Source organism: Microbacterium sp. 69-10, from assembly GCF_001897945.1.
GTDB lineage: Bacteria > Actinomycetota > Actinomycetes > Actinomycetales > Microbacteriaceae > Microbacterium.
Genome location: NZ_MKRT01000019.1, coordinates 45,923 through 66,165 on the forward strand (window position 1 = coordinate 45,923; position 20,243 = coordinate 66,165).

Genomic DNA, 20,243 nt, shown 5'->3' on the forward strand with positions numbered 1-20,243 from the left:
GGTGCGGCATCGGCCGCGGCGCGCGCCAGCAGCATCTGGTCCGGGGTGATCGTCTCCGACACCGCTGCGCCGTCGAGGGACGCGGAGGGCTCGGGCTCGGATGCCGGCTCCTCGGCGGATCCGGGTTCGGCGATCTGTGCGTCCTCGGGCGACGCCTCCTCCGACGCCGCGTCCTCGGACGGGACGTCGGACGCGTCCTCCGGCTCTACGACGTCAGCCGTGCCGTCCTCGAGATCGGCCGCAGGCTCGTCCTCATTCTCGGCATCCTCGAGCGACCCTGCGTCCTCAGCGTCCTCAGCGTCCTCGAGCGACTCTGCGCCGGCCTCGGGGGCGTCGTCCGCCTGCTCGCCGACGACGAGGGCGGCCTCAGCGTCCTCCTCCGGGACCTCCTCGGGCTCGGGAGCCGTGAACGGCTCCCCCACCCGGACCCCCGACGTGAGCACCACGCCGGAGCGGATCGGGTACTCCACAGCATCCGCAGCATCCCCGATGCGGATCTCGAACCGCGGCTCACCCGCGATGTAGCGCTCGCTCCACGTGGTGATGTCCTCGCCGGAGAAGCCCTCGTCGAGACCGGTGCTCACGGTCACCGCGCCGCGCACGGCGAAGCGCGTGCCGCCGGGGCCGATCAGGGCGACGGCGAACGAGCCGAGGCCCGTGATGGCGCCGCCGGAGAGCACGTCGATGACCTCGGTCAGTGCGGGCACGCCCCTGCGCAGCATCTCGGACAGCGCCACGACCTTGTCGGCGCTCGCGTCGGCGGGCAGCGCGGCGATGCCCGCGTCCTCCACGACGACCTGCCACTCACCCGGACGATAGATCACGTCGTTCATCGCATTCCTCCATCCGCCGCCGCGCGCGGGCGCGTGTCGGCAAGGTCCTCGTCCTCATCGGCCTGCACGTGTATGCCCCGCACCGACGCGACCGTCAGCGCGTCGACGATCACGACCGTGACGTTGTCGCGGCCGCCGGCTCGCACCGCATCCGCCGTGAGGATCTCCGCGGCCCGCTGCGGGTCGCGCTCGCTGCCCAGCACCTCGGCGATGCGCTCGTCCGACACCTCTGTGGTCAGCCCGTCGGAGCAGACCAGCATCCGGTCGCCGCGCTCAGCGGGGAAGAGCCAGTAGTCGGCGTCGCCGACGCTGCCCGCACCGATCGCACGCGTGATGATGTTGCGCCGCGGGTCGGTGTTGGCCTGCTCCGGGGTGATCTCGCCCTCTTCGATCAGCTCCTGTACGTACGAGTGGTCGACGGTGATCTGCTCGAGCTCGCCGTTCGAGAACTGGTACGTGCGGGAGTCGCCGATGTTCAGCACCAGCCAGTAGCCGAGTCCGTCCACCGTGGCGACGGCCACGCCGCTGAGCGTCGTGCCCGCACCCGCGGAGCCGTGCTGGCCGATGGCGCCGACCGCCTCCCGAGCGGATGCCAGGGTGTCGCGCACCTGCGCGATCGAGAGCGCGTCCTGGCCGACCAGGGCCGAGAAGTGCTCGATGACGGTGGCGCTGGCCACCTCGCCGGCGTCGTGCCCGCCCATGCCATCGGCGACGATGAACAGCGGCGCGTTCGCCAGGTGGGAGTCCTCGTTGAGCTTGCGGCGGGCCCCCACGTCAGTCGAGCGTCCGCTCGCCGTCAGGATCGGCGCGGTCACACGTAACCTCCGATGGTGACGATGCGGTCGCCGATCTCGAGCGCGTCGCCCAGACGCACGGGAACGCGAGTGCCAGGGGGGCACGCGATGCGCACGCCCTCACGCACGATCACGGTCCCGTTGGTCGACTGGCGGTCCATCACCCAGCCGCCGCGGGCGTCCGCCCCGGCCTCGAAGTGCGTCTTGGACAGCGAACGGGTCTCATCGCGGACGGCGACGTTGACCGCCCCGTCGCGCTCCTCGGGGTTGCGGCCGAACACGGTGCGCCCGGAGACGGTCGCACGCTGCCCGTCGTCCCAGGTGAACACGAGGCGGTGACCGGGGACGCTGATGCGGGTGGACTCGATGTCGTCCTCATCGGAGTCGGTCACGAGCGGTGCGGACGGGGTCGGTGCGGCCATCGGCGCAACCGGGTTCTCCGCCGTGACGGGGACAGCGGCCGTCGCATCCTGCGGTGCGGATGCCAGCTCAGCAGGCGCCGGCGCGACGGGAGGCACGGAGCCCAGACGCGCGGCCACGGTCTCGATCGGCGTCGGACCGGTCTCGGCCGGCACGGGCGCCGGGGCCGCCGGGGCTGGGAACGCGGGCGCGTCCGCCGGCGCGGCAGGGGCAGCCGGTGCCGCCGGAGCGACCGGAGCCGCGGGGGCCGGGAAGGCGGCCGGCTCGGCGACCGGCGTCACCGGCTCGACGGGAGCGGGCGCCGCGGCGGGACGCACGGGCTCCTGGGTCACGCCGGGCACGAAGGAGATCAGCGGGTCGTCGGGCAGATCGCGGTGGATCGGCGGTGTGCTGGGAACCGCATGCCGGGCCGGCGGCGACAGCACGGTGTGCTCGGCGAACTCGTCGTCCTCGGGCTGCTGCGGATCCTGCGCCGGAACAGCGGCCGGCGCTGCGGGGGCGGCGCCGGGCGCCGCCGGAGGCGCGAACGCACCTGCGGGCGAGGGCTGCGCGAATCCCGGCATCGCGGTCTGCGGTGCCTGCGGCGCCTGCGGCGCGGCGAACCCCGGCATCCCGACCGGCGCGGCCGGAGCCGCACCCTCGGGTGCCTGTCCGGGCAGGAACGGCAGCGCTCCTCCGTCGTGCTGGTGCACCGGTGCTGCCTGCGCGCGCGTGCTGTCCATGAGCATGACGGCGCCGCCGACCTTGTCGTGCCAGCCCTGGAATCGGCCCGAGCCGTCGAAGAGCACAGTGAAATACCCGACGACGATCGACGCGGCCAGGCCCCAGATGACGTTGCGCAGCAGCGCGCGGCCGAAGCCCAGCGGCGAGCCGTCGGTGGCCTTCGCCAGCCGCAGCCCCTGCGTGCGCATGCCGATGGATCCGCGTCCGGCCTGCAGGAAGGTGTAGACCAGCACCCACGCCAGGCCGAGGATGCTGAACAGCGGAGCGGCGATCAGCAGGGAGGTGAGCAGGTCCCGCGTGCTCATGACGACGACGATCAGGATGATCGTCGGGACGACCACGCTGATCGCGAAGCCGATGGCGGCGTCGATGATGTAGGCGATGGCCCGCCGCTTGATCGGCGCGACCTCGTCGAGGGGAAGCATCGTCATGAGGTCTCGCTCTCGGATCGCGTGGTCTTGCTGTCGATGTTGCCAGGTTCGCGGCGCACACGCGCGGCCGCCGCATCCTTGAGCTCCTGCAGCCGGGCTGCGACACGGCCGCCGCCGGTGAGCGAGCGCAGGCTGAGCCGCGCCTTGGTGCGCTTCCAGAATCCAGCCTCCTGGCCGAGTCCGCCGACCAGCGCGTCGACCTCCGCCCAGAAGGCGTCGACCTCCTCCTGGCTGGGGTCGTCCGGTCCGAACACCTGATCGTCGGCACGGTCGGCCAGTGCGGTCGCCGCGGGGAGGGCAAGGGCGGCCGACACGGTCGCCGCCTCCTCCACCCGGGTCCCGCCCGGCGCGAGACGCGCGCCGTAGTCGATCGCCCGGTCGGTGAGCTCGTCCCAGCCGCCGCTGATGCGGTCGGCCGTGCGCTCGGCGTTGCGGCGCGCACGACGGCGGGACGCCTTCCACGCGCCGATCACGATGAACGGGGAGCTGAGGATCAGCAGCACCAGCAGCGAGACGCCGCCGATGGCGAGGATCGCGCCGATGATCGCGAGGATGTTCGGGGTGTCGTCCTCGGGCTGACGGTCGTCCGGCACCGTCGGGGGCAGGTCGACCGGCTCCTGCGGCGGGGGCGGCGGCTGCAGCACCTGCGGCTTAGGGTCGACGCGCGGCTTGGTGTTCTGATCCTGCGGGACCTGATCCTCCGGCGGCGTCGGGTCGAACGGCAGCCAGCCGTAGCCGGCGAAGTTGACCTCGACCCAGGCGTGCACGTCGTCGCCCGTGACCTTGAAGACGTTGCCGGTCTTGCTGTCCTTCTTCGGGTAGTACCCCATCACCACACGGGCGGGGATGCCGATCTCGCGCGCCATCAGCGCCATCGTGACCGCGTACTGCTCGTCGTCGCCGACCATCTGGGTGCCGCCGATGAGTGTCGTGATGCGCTCGGCGCCGTGCCCGGCCCGGGAGAGGTGCGCCTGCGCGCCCAGACCGTGGCTGAAGGAGCCCTTCTTCGACAGGTAGGTCTCCAGCGCCCGCACCTGCGCGATCGGCGTCTTCGCGTCCGTGACCGTCTCGGCGGCGAGGGTGCTGAGCTCCTCGGGCACGTTGTGCAGCTCGGGCAGCCGCATCTTCACGATGGGGGTGTCGCCGAGCTCCTCGTCGGTGGGGATCTTCGGGAACACCGCGTCGACCTTATAGGTGTCGCCCTTGCGCAGGCCGGCGGTGACGACCGTGGTCCCTGTGGCGCTGTTGTGGTAGCCGCTGCGGCGCAGCTCGTCAGCACGGGCGCCGTCGAAGGCGACCAGGTCCTCGGTCGCAGTGCCAGGCACCCAGACGCCGCTGTAGTCGCCGATGTCGAAGCGCAACGAGGCCTGCTTGCCCTCGACCCCTGCAGCCATGTTGGAGCGCAGCGGCGTGAACGCGCTGGAGGTGCCGGGGCCGCCGTCGGTGACGTTGTAGACCACGCCGTCCCAGTCGTCCATCGCCGCCAGGCGCACACGTGCGCCCTCCGGCAGGCCGGTGACCGTGAAGAGGGTCTTGTCCACCTGATCGCGGACGTTCTTGCGGAACGCCTGCAGCGGGCTCGGGTAGTCGCGGATGTTGAACGGCGGCACGATCGCGTCGCGGAACACGTGCCGCGGCTCCGCGGGCTGTGCGACCGCGCCCAGTCCGGCACCGGCGATGCCTGCGACCGCCAGCACGGCGACCCCGCCGAGCAGCCGGCGGGTGCGCATGTGCGAGGCGCGGGTCGGGTCGACCTCGGAGACGTCGACGGCGCTGTTCTGGGGCGCCCACCAGACGCGCAGCGACATCCACACGGCCGTCACCGCGGCGAAGATCACGCCCTGCACCAGCGGGAAGGCGGGGTCGGGCACGCCGAGCGCGATGACCAGGATGAGGGCGGATGCCGCGGGGATCAGCGCCCACCACACCTGGCGCAGCCGGAGGGCCAGCGAGGCGGTCGTCACAGTCGCCACCAGAGCCACGATGAACGGGACGACGAGGTGGCCGTCCGCCGCGGACACCGGGGCCACCGTCGTGAGCAGCTGCTTCCACGAGGTCACGGCGCCGAGGGCGAGGCTCTTCAGCGTCTCGATCGTCGGCACTAACCCGGCCAGGGCCGTGTGCGGCAGCGCGAGCGCACCGCCGAAGAGGAAGTAGGCGGCGATCGTGAGCCCGGCGATGATCAGGATGCCCCAGCGGCGCCACGTGCACACCGCCGCGATGGCCAGCCCCAGCAGCATCCCGCCGAGAGCCGCACCGAGGAAGGACGGGCCGGCGAAGCTCGGCCAGAAGCCGAGCATCGCCACCACCATGAGCAGGGCGGTCGCTGAGAGGTCGAGGATCCAGCGCCGCAGCGGCAGCGGAGCACCCTTCGAGGTCGATGCGGAGGTCATGCGAGCACCTTCTGGAGAGCGAGGGGGAGCTGGTCGAGCGCTCCGATCGTGACGACGTCGGCGTCGGCGATGCGGCGGAGCGCGGGCTGCTCGACGCCGCCCTGCACGACCACGGCGATCACGCGCGCGCCGAACGGCATCCGCGAGCAGGCGAGCCGCAGGTCCTCGCTGGAGACGGCGGAGCCGCACACCAGGGCAACGACGCTGGCGGATGCCGTGGTCGCCGCCAGCACGCCGGCGAGCTCGGGCACGCCGCCGTCGCGGGGACGCGAGTGCTCCACCATGGACAGCGAGTCGAGCAGCTGCTTGCCGGTGCCGGCCGGCAGCTCATGACCCTGCACGCGCACGTCGACCTTCTGCGAGTCGCGCAGCGCGCGCAGGCCGATGGACCCGGCGACGGAGATGGCGAGCTCGAAGTCCTCGTCGCTGCGGTAATCGCGGGGCGAGCGCGTCAGGCCGATCACGAAGTGCGAGCGGCGGGTCTCCTCGAACTGGCGCACCATCATCGTGCCGGTGCGGGCCGTCGAGCGCCAGTGCACGTGGCGCAGGTCGTCGCCGGGCTGGTACTCGAGCAGTGCGTGGAAGGACACGTCGTCACGCGACAGGTCCGCCGCGGGCAGGCCCTCCAGGTCGCGCAGGAAGCCGAGGGACTGGCCGCCGAACAGCGTGGTGTTCGGGTGCACGTACAGGTCGACCGGGTCGTCGCGACGGTGGGCGCGCTCAAACAGTCCCAGCGGGTCGCCGCGCACGACGCTCACGGGGCCGACCTTGACGACGCCACGGCGCTGCGTGGGGATGGCGAACAGCTCCTCGGCCTCCTGGCCGGGAGCCAGTCGGCCGATCGAGAACTCGCCGCGGCCGGCGCCGACCGGCAGCACCACCCGCGAGGGCAGGATCGCGCGCGATCCGCGGTTGAGCAGGGTCAGCGCGCCGACCGCGCGCTCCCCCACCACCACGCGGGTGCGCGCGAGGTCGAGGGAGACGTCATACTCGGTGCGGCCGATCAGGAACAGCGCGCAGATGACGGCGACCGCGGCCAGCACGAGACCGGTGACCACGACCTCCTGCCAGCCGAGCAGCTGCCCGGTGACCCACGCCGCGACCGCGAGCGCCATCACCGTCCAGCCGAGTGGGCGGATGACGGCCGCGATGCGCCGCAGGCGGTCGAGGACGCGCGCGCCGATGACCGCGACGATGTCGCGCCATCCGGCCTCGCGGTCCGCCGCCCGGGGTGCCGCGATCGCATCCGCCGCCATCAGGCGTTCGCCCGCGCCTGGGGTGCCGCGACCGTGTCGAGGACCCGTGCGATGACGGTGTCGGCCGTGGTGCCGGCGAACTCCGCCTCCGCGTCGAGCATGAGACGGTGCTGCCACACCGGGCGGGCGAGGGCCTTGATGTCGTCCGGCAGCACGTAGTGCCTGCCGTGCGCGGCGGCCCACACCTTGGCGATGCGGATCATGGCGATCGCACCGCGCACCGAGACGCCGAGCTTGATGGCGCTGTCACCGCGCGTCGCCTCGGCGAGCTCGGCGGCGTACCGCAGCACGGCGGGCTCGACGTGCACGGTGGCAGCCAGGTCCGCCATGTCGGCGACGGCGCTGGTGGTGATCCCCGCGGTCAGCCCGGCGGCGGGGTTGCGCTGCGCCGCACCGGCGAGAATGCTCTCGGTGACCGCCAGGCTCGGGTAGCCGATCGAGGTCTTGATCAGGAAGCGGTCCAGCTGCGCCTCGGGGAGCTTGTAGGTTCCGGCCTGCTCGACCGGGTTCTGGGTCGCGATCACCAGGAACGGACGGCCGACCTCGTGAGTGACGCCGTCGACGGTGACGCGCGACTCCTCCATGACCTCGAGGAGGGCCGACTGGGTCTTCGGCGAGGCACGGTTGATCTCATCGGCCAGCACGATCGACGCGAAGATCGGTCCCTTGTGGAACTCGAACTTGTGGTTCTGCTGGTCGTAGATCGTCACACCCGTCACATCCGACGGCAGCAGGTCGGGGGTGAACTGGATGCGCGAGCTGGTGCCCTGCACGGTCGCGGCCAGCGCCTTGGCGAGGCTGGTCTTGCCCGTGCCCGGCGCATCCTCGAGCAGCACGTGGCCCTCGGCGAGCATGGCCGAGAGCACCAGGCTCACGACCTCGGGCTTGCCCTGCAGCGCCTTGTCGATGTTCTCCACCAGGCGGGTGAAGGTGCTCTGGAACCAGGCGGCCTGTTCGGGGGTCATTGTCATGTCGGTGTCTCTTCTTCTCGAGTGGTGGGAAGTCTGAATCTGGGGGATGGTCGGGGCTCGGCTAGCCGAAATTGGCGCTGATGCTGCCGGGATCGCCGCCGATGATCTTCAGCGTCTTGTCGCGGGAGAAGCCGTTGTAGCAGTCGATGGTCACGGATCCTCCGGAAGGGATCTTCACGGCGTATCCGGCGTTGTTGCCGAACATCGTGCCGCCTGCATAGCATTCGATCTTGTAGTTGCCGGCCTTGAAGTCGTTGGTCGTGGTGACCTTGAACCTGTGGCAGTCGCCACCGCCCACGGCGGAGCAGCCGCTCACCGCGGCTCCGGGCCCGAGCGTCGCCTTGACGGGCGGTGAGCTGGTGGTCGCGTCGTACACCGGCGACAGCGCCTCGCCGCCCTCGGACGCGACCGCCTTGACCCGGATCTTGTGAGTCTGGTCGTACCCGTTGCCCACCGTGCGGCTGCCCGAGGTCGCCACCTGCTCCCAGCCGTTGCCGTCCACGTTGATGTACGTCGTGATGGGGCGGCCGTTGTCGGAGCCACCGGCGTTCCAGGTGAGTTTGATGGCCTTGTCGCCCGACTTCGATGCCGACCCGGTCGGGGCGAAGGGGGCGCCGTAGGGGACCACGTTGTTCGACGCGGCGGACGCGTCCCCGGGCTGCGACTGCTGGCCACCGACCACGGAGTATGCGCGCAGCCGCACGGTGTAGCCGGTGCCGTTGTTGGCAGCGATCGCACTGGAGCCGTTCCAGTTCGTCCAGGCCCCGCCGCTGAGCGAGTACTGATACCTGATCTCGCCGTCCTTCGCGCCGTTGTAGTCAGGCTTCGTGTACGAAGCGATGGCCACCTGACGATCGCCTTCCCTTATCACGACATTCGACGGCGCTCCCGGCTTGCCGAACGCGCGCTGCGGTGCGGACTGCGCACCCGCAGCGCTCGTGCCCGCCTTGTTCGTCGCCTTCACCGCATAGGTGTAGTCGGACGAGTTCGTCGGAACCGAGACCGTCTTAGACGTCGCGGTCCCGGCAGGGAGGGTCTGGTAGAGCGCACCGCCCCGGTAGACGAGCAGGTCGTAGTTCTTGACCGCGTCACCGTTCGGGTCCGCCGCCGTCCAAGTGACGGTCATCTGCGCTTCGCTGCCGACCGAGGGCGCACTGCTCACCGTCGGCGCCGCAACCGTGCCGGGCACGCCTGCCGGTGTCTCGCCGAGTGACCAGATGCTGTAGCTCGACGGGTCGGGCGCCTGGTTGTGCGCCTGCACCCGCACCTGATAGTTCGTGCCGTTCTCCAGTCCGTCCCAGGTCAGAGAGGTGACGTTCCCAACCTTCCGCTCCGAAGAGCCGCTCAGCGGCGCAGGAGAGATCTGCAGCGTGTACGCATCGACCGGCGAGCCGTTCGACTGCGGCGTGGTCCACGACACCTTCAGCGACTTGTCACCGAAGACCAGCTTCGGCGGCTGAGGAGTCTCGGGACGCACGTCGGGCCGGGCCGGCTCCGACAGCGGGGACGCCGGCCCGTCGCCGACGCGGTTGTGCGCCGTGACCTTGAACGTGTACTCGACGTTGTTCGTCAGCCCGTCCAGCGTGCACGTCGTCGAGGTGCACGTCTTGGAGTAGGGCCGGCCACCCACCGAGGTGACCGTGTAACGGTCGATCTCCGCGCCGTTGTTCGACGGCGCCGACCAGTTCAGCACCACAGTGCGATCCTCGACCGTCGTCACCCGCGGCACACCGGGGGCATCAGGCACACCCTGCACCGTCACCGTGATGCGGCCGTCGACCTCACGGTCGGGATCCTTCGTCGCATCCTGGATCCGGTAGCGCACCACCATCACACCCACGAACTTCGCACCGGGGGTGATCTCCACCTGGTCGCCGACCACGCGCGCGGTGCCGTCGCCGCTCTCTCGCTCGGCCGAGAGCAGCTTCAGGGGCGTGCCCTCGTCGGCGAACGGGTTGATGTCGTTCGCCAGCGCCGGGACCTTGTAGGTCTTCCCCTGATCGGCCTCGTCGATGGTGTCAGGGCTTGCGACGGCGAGGCTTCGCGTGGATGCCGTGACGTTCACCGAGACACTGCCCTCGACGGGCTCGGTCGTGCCGTCGGTGATGCTCAGCGACACCATCGCGTTCGTGCCCTTGGGAGTGCTCGAGGAGGCGTCCACGAGCAGCCGGGTGCCCTCCAGCCGGGCGTTGATGCCGTCGCCGGGCTGCTTCGAGATCCGGTACTGGATCTTCCCGGCATCCGCCTTGTCCGGATCGGTGGTCAGCGCGGCGAGATCCAGCGACGTCGCCTTCTCCCCCGGCGCGACGTCGACCTGACCGTTGACGAACACGGGCGGCTGGTTCTCCGGGGGCAGCACGGTGATCGGGATCGACAGCGTGCTGCGACGGCCCTTCGGGTCCTCCAGCGTCTTGCCGTCGGTGACCTCGAAGTTCAGAGCGTCGTCACCGAAGAAGCCCTTCTTCGACGTGTACACGAGCGTGGTCTCGTCCCTGATCAGGGTGTCGCCGTTGGCATGGGCGGCACTGACCTTGGACGCCTCGGTCAGGCGCACCGCGCCGCCGCCGGCGACCACGACGTAGTCGGAGAGCTTGAGCTGCTTGGTCTCGCCGCTCTTGACCTCGACAGGCTTGGTCGAGCGCAGCGCGGGGCCCAGCTCGTCGAGCGCGGGGACGAAGATGAACGCGGAAGCCTCCTGGCCGTCCTGGTCGGTGATCGTGTACCGGATCAGCTGGCGCTGGTCGGTCACCGTCACCCGGGCCTTGCGGGAGTCGACGAGCTTCGCACCGGTGTCGACGGTGACCTTGAGCCCGTCGACCGTGCCGTCGGGGTCCTCGTCGTTGGCGAGGATGTCGATGTCGGCTGTGAGGGAGTCCTTCAGGTCCTCCACGCGCAGCCGGTCGTCCCGGGCGATCGGGGGGATCAGAGGAACGTCCTTGTCGACCGTCACGAGGATGGGGGCGGTCGCCTCGGCGCCCTTCGCGTCGCGGATCGTGTACTCCAGCGACGCCTCCATCTCCTTGTCTGGCACCTTCACGACCACGCGGTCGCCGGACGCCTTCGCGGTCATGCCGGAGTCCTTGGGGACTTCGATGCCGTCCTTGACCAGGCGGATCTCGTCACCCTCGGGGTCGGAGTCGTTGGCGAGCACCGGGACCGCCACCGAGCGGCCGGGACGCACGACCACGGCATCCTTCACCGCATACGGGGCCTGGTTGGTCGCCTCGGGAGGTGCGATGCCGATGCGGATCGTGGCCGTTCCCTCGGCGCCGAGGCGATCGCGAACCCGGTAGACGACGGTGTCGACGCCCGCTGAGCCCTGGAACGCCTCGTACTGCAGGAAGTTGCCGCCGGTCTCGGTGATGCGGCCCTTCACCGGGGCGACGTCCTGACCGAGCAGTTCGACCGAATCGCCGTCGGTGTCGATCCCGTCCAGCGGGATCGGGATGCGGATGCTGGTGCCGGCCAGAGCCCGCGCGGTGAGATCGTGCGGGTGCGGGGGCGCGTTGACGTCGGCGTCCTTCGCCAGCACCTGGATGGTGATGTGACCGCCGGCCTTCTGCCCCATGGCGTCGACGGCCTCGTAGGTGAGGTAGACGGTGCCGGGCTGGTTCGCGGCACGGAAGCGCACGGTGTCCTGCGAGACGAACGCCTCGCCGTCCTTCGGGTCGACCAGCGGCTCGATCAGCTTCGGCGCGACGTGCATCACCTCGCCGTTCGGATGCACGTCGTTCTCGAGCACGGGGATCGTCACGACGTCGCCCACGCGGACGACGGCCTCGTCATCATGCGTGACCGGAGCCGCGATCTTGGAGGGGGCTGGGATGGGGATGACCGTGACGTCGCCCTGCGCGGACTTGGAGCCGTTCGAGATCGTATAAGTGATCTTCACGGGCTCGTCGAGCGCGCCCTGGTCGCCGATGCGCAGCGTCTCGTGGTTCAGCACCGAGACGTCGATGCCGCTGTGCGGCGGCACCGTGACCGACTGCACCACCAGCACGCCGCCGGCCGGGTCGGAGTCGTTCGCGAGCACGCCGACCAGCGCCTCGCTGCCCTTGGGCAGCAGCGCGACGTCGCGCACCGCGACGGGCGGCAGCTCGGACTCCTGCTTGTCGAGCACGTCGATGCGCACGATGCCCTTGGCATCCGCCTGACCCGCCGACACCTGATACTGCACGTAGTAGACGCCAGGGGCGCCCGACTCGAACGTGAACTGCTTCTTCGGGTAGTCCGGCACGATCGTCACGCCGCTGAGCGGCTCGACGCGCGTCAGGCGCAGATCGTCGCGTGCGGTGCTGGTGTCGTTCGCGGTGGGAGAGACCGTCGCGGTCTCCCCGACACGGGTGACGACATGGTCGGCGTTCGTGACGGGCACCGTGCCGCCGGCCGGCTTCACATCGAGCTGGATCGTGCCGTTCGCGGTCTCGCCGAGGGCATCCGCCACGACGATCGAGACCTCCTTGCGGCCCTGCAGACTGCCGACGGCCCGGTAGGTCATCTGGCCGTCGGTGGTGAACTCGACCTCGTCGCCGGGCGCCGCCACGACCTGCTGCAGGTAGACGTCGTCGCCCTCGGGGTCGATCCAGTCCGGGAGCACGTTGTACGACAGCGTGCCGCCCGCCTCGACCGACAGCTTGGTCTTGCGCTTGGGCTTCGGGGCGCTGTTGGTGTCCCAGTCGTACACGGTCGCGGTGACCGTGGCGGTGTCGGTGCCGTTCTCACGGCCGTCGTCCACCTGGTACGTGAACGACGCCGTGCCGCTGGCATCCTTCGGCGCCATGATCTGCAGGGCGCCTCCGTTCAGGATCGGCTGCACCTCGCCGATGGACGGCTGCGCACCAGCGAGGGTCGCGACGAGCACGTCGCCGTCGGAGTCGTTGTCGTTGTCGAGCACCGGCAGCATGGTGGTGCCGCCCGGGCGCACGCCGAGCTTGTCGTCCTCGGCCACCGGGGGCGTGTTCTCCTCCTTGCGCTCGGGGAGCGAGGTCTCGACGGTCTCCTCGGTGGACTCGTCCTGGTCCTCCGCCTCGCCCTCGGGCGGGGTCAGGATGCTCCAGTCGTCGACGCGCTGCAGGCTGTCATCCGCCAGCCAGGCCTCTCCGCCGATCACGTCGTTGAGCACGATCACGTCGCGGTTCACGCGGAACATCAGGCGCGAGCTGCGCTCGCCACCGGGGATCTTGGCCGACACGTCGTCCTGCTTGCCCGCGCAGTCGCGGAGGAAGCGCGCCGAGCCGCCCCAGGCGCCGTAGGTGCAGCCCTCGAGGAACACCGGCGCGGCGGGCGTGCCCGTGCCGCCCGCCTTCACCGTCGTGGACTCGCCGCCGTGCAGCGGCACACGGACCAGGCCCGCGGATGTCGCGACGGCCACGGCATCCGTGGCCGCGGATGCCTGCTGAAGCACGGCATCCTTCGCACCATCGATGCGTGCATGCACGCCCCCCGGCGCCACCAAGACGCCGTCGGACGGATTGAGCACCACGGGCACATCGCCGACGGCGGTGATCGTGGGCTCGGATGCGTCCTTGAGGCCGTCCAGCGCGGAGGTCTTCGCCTCCAGCGGCTCCCCCTGGGCGTCGACCGGGATGGTGACGATCTCGCCGTCCTTGGCCGACACGGCGAACACGGTGCCGTCCTGGCCGACGGTGACATCGGCGTCCTTGCCGAGCTTCGCGACCGGGTCGGTCGCCTTCACGTCGAACCCCGCGACGTCGGCGGCGCCGAGCACCCACAGCGCACCGGACTTGCGATCCAGCACGGCCGCGGTGTGGTCGCCGAGCGCGACCTTCGCGTCGCCGGGGATCGTGGTGCTGTCGGTCAGCGAGACGTTCGCGGTGTCGATCGCGGTCAGCGTGGAGTTGCCGTGGTCGACCACGAGCACGGTCTGACTCTGCTGCAGGATGTCGTAGTTCTCGCTGCTCGTGCGCAGACCGCCGTCGAGCACCGTGGACTCGTGGTTGAAGTGCCCCACGAGCAGAGCCGAGGACTTGGTCAGCCAGACACCCGCGTCGTTGAGGTCGACCTTGGCGGTGGGGAGTCCGTCATAGGCGAGGGCCATGCCGGTGAGCACGACGCTGCCGGCGACGACGCCGGCGGTCGCAGCGAGCGCCTTCGGACGCGCGCGCACCCACGACAGCAGTCTCATTCCGTTGTCTCCCCCCGGGGTCGGCCCGTGTCATTGTAACCGGGATACCTGCCCCGCCCCACTGCCGGAGCATGGGCAGGACTACCCGTGCACGAGCCTCCCCGCAACGGGTGCGACCGAGGTCCCGGACATCACGCCCGGCTATTTGGCCCAGTACCGTTTCTCGGTGTCGACGCTGTCACCCCAGCCCACGACGTCGACCCACACGTTGAGGTTGTCGCTGCCCTGCCAGCAACTGAGCTGTGCGCTGCCGCTGCCGTTCATGCTCACAGGGTACGCGGAGGAACCGATCTGCCCGCCGTCCTTCATGCACTTGACGGTGACGCTGCCGAGGTTGGCGTTCTCCCAGTTGACCTTGAACTTGTAGCAGCCGTTGACGCAGCCGCTGACGTAGTCGCCCTTCGTGACCCAGATCTTGGGCGAGGGCGGCGCACTCGTGGTGGCGCTGTACGTCGGCGAGAGCGACTCGCCGCCGGGGCTGGCGACGGCCTTGACCCGGATGCTGTGCGTCTGGTTGTAGCCGTTGCCGACGATCTTGCTGCCGGTGGTGGCCACCTTCTGCCAGCCGCCGCCGTCCACGCTGATGTACGTGGTGACGGGGTAGCCGTTGTCGGAGCCGCCGGCGTTCCAGGTGAGCTTGATCTGCTGATCGCCGGACTTGGACGCCGACCCGGTCGGCGGATGCGGGGTGCCGTACGGCCGCACGGTGTTGGATGCGGCGGACGCCGCCCCGGGCTGGGACTGCTGACCGCCGACCACCGAGTACGCGCGCAGCTTGACGGTGTAGTCGGTTCCGTTGCTGGCCGGAATGGCACTGCTGCCGTTCCAGTTCGTCCACGCCCCGCCCGAGAGCAGGTACTGGTACCGGATCTCCTCGCGCTTGGCGCCATTGAGCGCCGAGTCGGACATCGTGTACGTCACCGTGATCTTCTGATCGCCCGGCGTCGCCTTCACGTTCGTCGGAGCTCCGGGGGATCCGAACGCGCGCTGCGGAGTGGACTGCGGGCTCGCGGCGCTCGTGCCGGCCTTGTTCGTCGCCTTCACCGCATAGCTGTAGTCGGACGAGTTCGTCGGGACGGAGACGGTCTTCGACGTCGCGGTGCCCACCGCCAGGGTCTGGAACAGCGAACCGCCGCGGTAGATCAGCAGATCATAGTTCTTGACCGCGTCGCCGTTCGGGTTCGCGTCGCCCCAGCGCACCGTCATCTGCGCCTCGCTGCCCACCGACGGGGCGCTGCTCACGGTGGGGGCGGCGACCGTGCCCGGGACACCGGCGGGCGTCTCACCCAGCGACCAGACGCTGTAGTCGGAGGGGTCGGGTGCCTGGTTGTGCGCCTGCACCCGCACCTGATAGTTCGTGCCGTTCTCCAGACCGTCCCAGGTCAGCGACGCGACATTGCCGACCTTCCGCTCCGATGAGCCGCTCAACGGCGCGGGCGAGATCTGCAGCGTGTAGGAGTCGACCGGTGAACCGTTCGACTGCGGAGGCGTCCACGACACCTTCAACGACTTGTCACCGAACACCAGCTTCGGCGGCAGCGGAGTCTCCGGGCGCACATCCGGCCGCGCGGGCTCGGATGCCGGAGATGCGGGGCCGTCGCCCACCCGGTTGTGCGCGGTCACCTGGAAGGTGTACTCGACGTTGTTCGTCAGCCCGTCCAGGGTGCACGTCGTCGAGGTGCACGTCTTGGTGTAGGAGCGACCGCCCACCGAGGTCACCGTGCAGTGATCGATCTCGGCGCCGTTGTTCGACGGGGCCGACCAGTTCAGCACCACCGTGCGGTCCTCGACCGTCGTCACCCGCGGCACACCCGGAGCGTCCGGCACACCCTGCACCGTCACCGTGATGCGGCCGTCGACCTCACGATCGGCGTCCTTGGTCGCATCCTGGATCCGGTAGCGCACCACCATCACACCCACGAAGTCCGACGCCGGCGTGACCTCGACGCGGTCGCCCACGACCCTCGCGTCGCCGTTGCCGCTCTCACGATCTGCGGAGAGGACCTTCAGGGGCTTCCCATCGGCCTCGAAGGGATTGATGTCGTTCTGCAGCACGGGGACCGTGATCGTCTTGCCCTGGTCGGCCTCGTCGACGTTGTCGGGACCGGCGACCGCGAGCGGACGAGTGGATGCCGTCACCGTGACCGTCACGCTGCCCTCGACAGCCTCCGTGGTGCCGTCCGTGATGCTCAGCCCGACGGTCGCCGTCGTGCCCTTGGGCGTGGTCGCCGACGCATCGACCAGGAGCTTGCTCCCGTCCAGACGCGCGTTCAGGCCGTCGCCGGGGCGATCGGTGATGCTGTAGCGGATCTTCCCCGCATCGCCCTTGTCCGGATCGGTGGTCAGCGCGGCGAGGTCGATGGACGTCGCATCCTCGCCCGGGGCGACGTCGATCTGCCCGTTCACGAACACGGGCGGCTGGTTGTCGGGCGGCAGCACCGTGATCGGGATCGACAGCGTGCTCTTGCGACCCTCGGGGTCCTCGACGGTCTTCCCGTCCGTCACCTCGAAGCTCAGCGAGTCCTTGCCGAAGTAGCCCTTCTCGGACGTGTAGACCAGGGTGGTCTCGTCCTTGATCAGGGTGTCTCCGTTGCCGTGACCGGCGCTGACCTTCGATGCCTCCGTGAGACGCACGTTCCCGCCGCCGGCGACGGTGACGTAGTCGGCGAGCTCGAGCTCCTTCGTCTCACCGCTCTTGACCTCGACCGGCTTGGTCGAGCGCAGCGCCGGACGCAGCTCGCTGAGCGCGGGGACGAAGATGAACGCAGAAGCGGTCTGCTCGTCCTGGTCGGTGATCGTGTACCGGATCAGCTGACGCTGGTCGGTCACGCTCACGCGGACCTTGCGATCGCCGACCGGCTTCGCACCGCCGTCGACGGCCACCTTCAGCGCCTCGACCGTGCCGTCCGGATCCTCGTCGTTGGCGAGGATGTCGATGTCGGCGGAGAGCGAGTCCTCGAGGTCCTCGACGCGCAGGCGGTCGTCGCGGGCGACCGGCGTCATGAGCGGGACGTCCTGGTCAACGGTGACCAGGATCGGAGCATCCGCCTCAGCGCCATTGGAGTCGCGGATCGTGTACTGCAGGGATGCGTCGAGCTCGCGGTCGGGAACCTTGACGACCACGCGGTCGCCGGATGCCCTCGCCGTGATCCCGGAGTCCTTCGGCGTCTCGATGCCGTCCTTGACCAGGCGGATCTCATCGCCCTCGGGGTCGGAGTCGTTCGCCAGCACCGGGACCGCCACAGAGCGGCCGGGGCGCACCACCACGGTGTCCTTCACCGCGAACGGCGCCTGGTTGGTCGCCTCGGCGGGGGCGATGCCGACGCGGATCGTCGCCGTGCCCTCGCCGCCCAGGCGATCGCGCACGCGGTAGACGATGGTGTCGACGCCCGCGGAGCCCTTGAAGGCCTCGTACTCCAGGAAGTCGCCGCCGGTCTCGGTGATCCGCCCCTTGGTCGGTGCGATGTCCTGGCCCAGCAGCTCGACGGAGTCGCCGTCCACGTCGATCCCGTCGAGCGGGACCGGGATGCGGATGCTGGTGCCGGCCAGGACGCGGGCGGTCAGATCGCGCGGACGCGGCGGTGCGTTGACCTCGCCGTCCACGGGGAGCACCTGCACGGTGACGTGGCCACCCGCCTTCTGCCCCATCGAGTCGACGGCCTCGTAGGTGAGGTACACGGTGCCAGGCTGCTTCCCGGCACGGAAGCGCACGGTGTCCTGCGAGACGAACGCCTCGCCGTCCTTCGGGTCCACCAGAGGCTCGACCAGGTCAGGCGCGACGTGCATCACGTCGCCGTTGGGGTGCACGTCGTTCTCGAGCACGGGGATCGTCACGACGTCGCCGACGCGGACGACGGCCTCGTCGTCGTGAGTGACCGGCGGCGTGATCTTGGACGGAGCGGGGATCGGCACCACGGTCACGTCGCCCTCTGCGGACTTCGACCCGTTGGAGATGCGGTACGTGATCTTGACGGGCTCGTCGAGAGCGCCCTGATCGGTGATCCTCAGGGTCTCGTGGTTCAGCACCGACACCGCGACACCGCCGTGCGGAGGCACGGAGACCGACTGCACGACCAGCACGCCGCCCGCGGGGTCGGAGTCGTTCGCGAGCACGCCGACCAGCGCCTCCTTGCCCGTCGGCAGAAGGGCGACGTCGCGCACGGCGACCGGAGGGAGCTCCGATTCCTGCTTGTCGAGCACGTCGACGCGCACGATGCCCTTGGCATCCGCCTGGCCCGCCGATGCCTGGTACTGCACGTAGTAGACGCCAGGGGCGTTCGACTTGAAGGCGAACTGCTTCTTCGGGTAGTCAGGCAGGACGGTCACGCCGTCGAGCGGCTCGACACGGGTGAGCCGCAGCTCGTCACGACCGGAGCTGGAGTCGTTGGCCAGCGGCGCCACCGTCGCGGTCTCGCCCACCCGGGTCACGATGTGATCGGCGTTGGTGACCGGGGCGGTCGTGCCGGCGGGCTTCACGTCGAGGATGATCGTGCCGGTGGCGGCCTCGCCCAGGGCATCCGCGACAGCGACCTCGATCTCCTTGCGGCCCTGCAGGCTGCCGACGGCCCGGTAGGTCATCTGGCCGTCGGTGGTGAACTCGACCTCGTCGCCGTCCGCCGCGACGACGCTCTTGAGGTAGAGGTCGTCGCCCTCGGGGTCGATCCAGTCCTGCAGCACGTTGTACGACAGCGTTCCGCCCGACTCTACGGAGGTCTTGGGCTTGCGCTTCTGCTTGGGCGCCGTGTTGGTGTCCCAGTCGAACACGGTCGCGGTGACCGTGGCCGTGTCGGTGCCGTTGGCGCGGCCGTCATCCACCTGGTAGGTGAACGCCGCGGTTCCGGACGCGTCGTCGGGGGCCATGATCTGCAGGGCGGCGCCGTTCAGGATCGGCTGCACCTCGCCGATGGACGGCTGGGCACCCGCCAGCGTCGCGACGAGCACGTCGCCGTCCGAGTCGTTGTCGTTGTCGAGCACCGGCAGCAGCGTCGTGCCGCCGGGACGCACGCCGAGCCTGTCGTCCTCGGCCACCGGAGGCGTGTTCTCCTCCTTGCGCTCGGGGAGCGAGGTCTCGACGGTCTCCTGGGTGGACTCGTCCTGGTCCTCCGCCTCGCCCTCGGGCGGGGTCAGGATGCTCCAGTCGTCGACGCGCTGCAGGCTGTCATCCGCCAGCCAGGCCTCTCCGCCGATCACGTCGTTGAGCACGATCACGTCGCGGTTCACGCGGAACATGAGGCGCGAGCTGCTCTCCGCGCCGGGGATCTTCGCGGCGACGTCGTTGCGCTCCCCCGCGCAGTCGCGCACGAACCGGGCCGAGCCGCCCCAGGCGCCGTAGGTGCAGCCCTCGAGGAACACCGGCGCCGCGGGCGTGCCCGTGCCGCCCGCCTTCACCGTCGTGGCCTCGCCGCCGTGCAGGGGAATGCGGACCAGACCGGCGGATGTCGCGACGGCCACGGCATCCGTGGCCGCGGATGCCTGCTGCAGCACGGCATCCTTCGCATCCTCGAGCTCGGCGCGCACGCCGGCCGCCAGGACGGTCCCGTCCGAGGGGTTCAGCACGACCGGCACATCGCCGACGGCGGTGATGGAGGGCTCGGAGGCGCCCTTGACGCCGTCCAGGGCGGAGGTCTTCGGGTCGATCGCGGCGCCCTGATCGTCGACGGGGACGGTGACGATGTCGCCGTCCTTCGGGGACACCGCGAACACCGTGCCGTCGTGCGCGACGGTGACGTCGGCGTTCGCGCCGAGCTTGGCGATCGGGTCCGCACCCTTGATGTCGAAGCCGGCGATCTCGCTCGCGCCGAGCACCCACAGCGACCCGGATGCGCGGTCCAGCACGGCGGCGGTGCGGTCGCCGAGCGCGACCTTCGCGTCGCCCGGGATCGTCGCGCTGTCGGTGAGGGAGACGTTGGCGGGGTCGACGGCGGTCAGCGTGGAGTTGCCGTGATCGACGACCAGCACGGTCGGGCCGTTCTGGAGGATGTCGTAGTCCTCGCTGCTCGTGCGCAGACCGCCGTCGAGCACGGTGGACTCGTGATTGAAGTGGCCGACGAGCAGCTTCGAGGACTTGGTCAGCCAGACGCCCGCGTCGTTGAGCTCGACCTTGGCCGTGGGGAGGCCGTCATAGGCGAGGGCCATGCCGGTGAGCACCACGCTGCCTGTGAGCACGCCGGCAGTGGCGGCAAGGGTCTTCGGACGCGCACGCGCCCACGTCATCAGTCTCATGCCGGCAGCTCTCCCTCGGCGCGCCTTCCAGCGCCCGTGTCAGCCTACGTGCCGC

7 protein-coding genes and 1 pseudogene are annotated in these 20,243 nt (G+C 70.2%); all 8 read right to left on the bottom strand.

The genetic code is table 11. The features are described from left to right. Positions 1-833, bottom strand: a pseudogene (locus BGN97_RS07770) (hypothetical protein); the annotation flags it as partial. Further along, positions 830-1,648: a protein phosphatase 2C domain-containing protein gene (locus BGN97_RS07775; RefSeq protein WP_292699737.1), complete on the bottom strand. Its 819-nt coding sequence runs from the start codon at positions 1,646-1,648 to the stop codon at positions 830-832. The pseudogene BGN97_RS07770 and the gene BGN97_RS07775, both read right to left, overlap by 4 nt. Then, positions 1,645-3,201, bottom strand: coding sequence for an RDD family protein (locus BGN97_RS07780; RefSeq protein WP_292699740.1), 1,557 nt, complete (start codon positions 3,199-3,201; stop codon positions 1,645-1,647). Before BGN97_RS07780 ends, BGN97_RS07775 begins: the two co-directional genes overlap by 4 nt. Then, positions 3,198-5,594, bottom strand: a complete 2,397-nt coding sequence (locus tag BGN97_RS07785) for a transglutaminaseTgpA domain-containing protein (protein WP_292699743.1) — start codon at positions 5,592-5,594, stop codon at positions 3,198-3,200. Before BGN97_RS07785 ends, BGN97_RS07780 begins: the two co-directional genes overlap by 4 nt. Continuing rightward, positions 5,591-6,850 (bottom strand): DUF58 domain-containing protein, encoded by a 1,260-nt coding sequence (locus BGN97_RS07790; RefSeq protein ID WP_292699746.1) that lies wholly within the window; start codon positions 6,848-6,850, stop codon positions 5,591-5,593. Before BGN97_RS07790 ends, BGN97_RS07785 begins: the two co-directional genes overlap by 4 nt. Further along, complete coding sequence (locus BGN97_RS07795; protein ID WP_292699749.1) at positions 6,850-7,821, bottom strand: MoxR family ATPase; 972 nt, start codon at positions 7,819-7,821, stop codon at positions 6,850-6,852. The genes BGN97_RS07790 and BGN97_RS07795 overlap by 1 nt, the downstream gene beginning before the upstream one ends. Positions 7,822-7,882: 61 nt before the next feature. After that, positions 7,883-13,966 carry an Ig-like domain-containing protein gene (locus BGN97_RS07800; protein WP_292699752.1) on the bottom strand — a complete coding sequence of 2,028 codons (6,084 nt, stop codon included), beginning with the start codon at positions 13,964-13,966 and terminating at the stop codon, positions 7,883-7,885. Positions 13,967-14,107: 141 nt separating this feature from the next. Continuing rightward, entirely contained in the window at positions 14,108-20,188 is a 6,081-nt protein-coding gene (locus BGN97_RS07805) for an Ig-like domain-containing protein (protein WP_292699755.1), read from the bottom strand. Positions 20,189-20,243: the final 55 nt, after the last annotated feature.

Coding starts and splice junctions, on each gene's coding strand:
- BGN97_RS07780 (WP_292699740.1), bottom strand. CDS start 3,201: ATGACGATGCTTCCCCTCGACGAGGTCGCGCCGATCAAGCGGCGGGCC.
- BGN97_RS07785 (WP_292699743.1), bottom strand. CDS start 5,594: ATGACCTCCGCATCGACCTCGAAGGGTGCTCCGCTGCCGCTGCGGCGC.
- BGN97_RS07790 (WP_292699746.1), bottom strand. CDS start 6,850: ATGGCGGCGGATGCGATCGCGGCACCCCGGGCGGCGGACCGCGAGGCC.
- BGN97_RS07795 (WP_292699749.1), bottom strand. CDS start 7,821: ATGACAATGACCCCCGAACAGGCCGCCTGGTTCCAGAGCACCTTCACC.
- BGN97_RS07800 (WP_292699752.1), bottom strand. CDS start 13,966: ATGAGACTGCTGTCGTGGGTGCGCGCGCGTCCGAAGGCGCTCGCTGCG.
- BGN97_RS07805 (WP_292699755.1), bottom strand. CDS start 20,188: ATGAGACTGATGACGTGGGCGCGTGCGCGTCCGAAGACCCTTGCCGCC.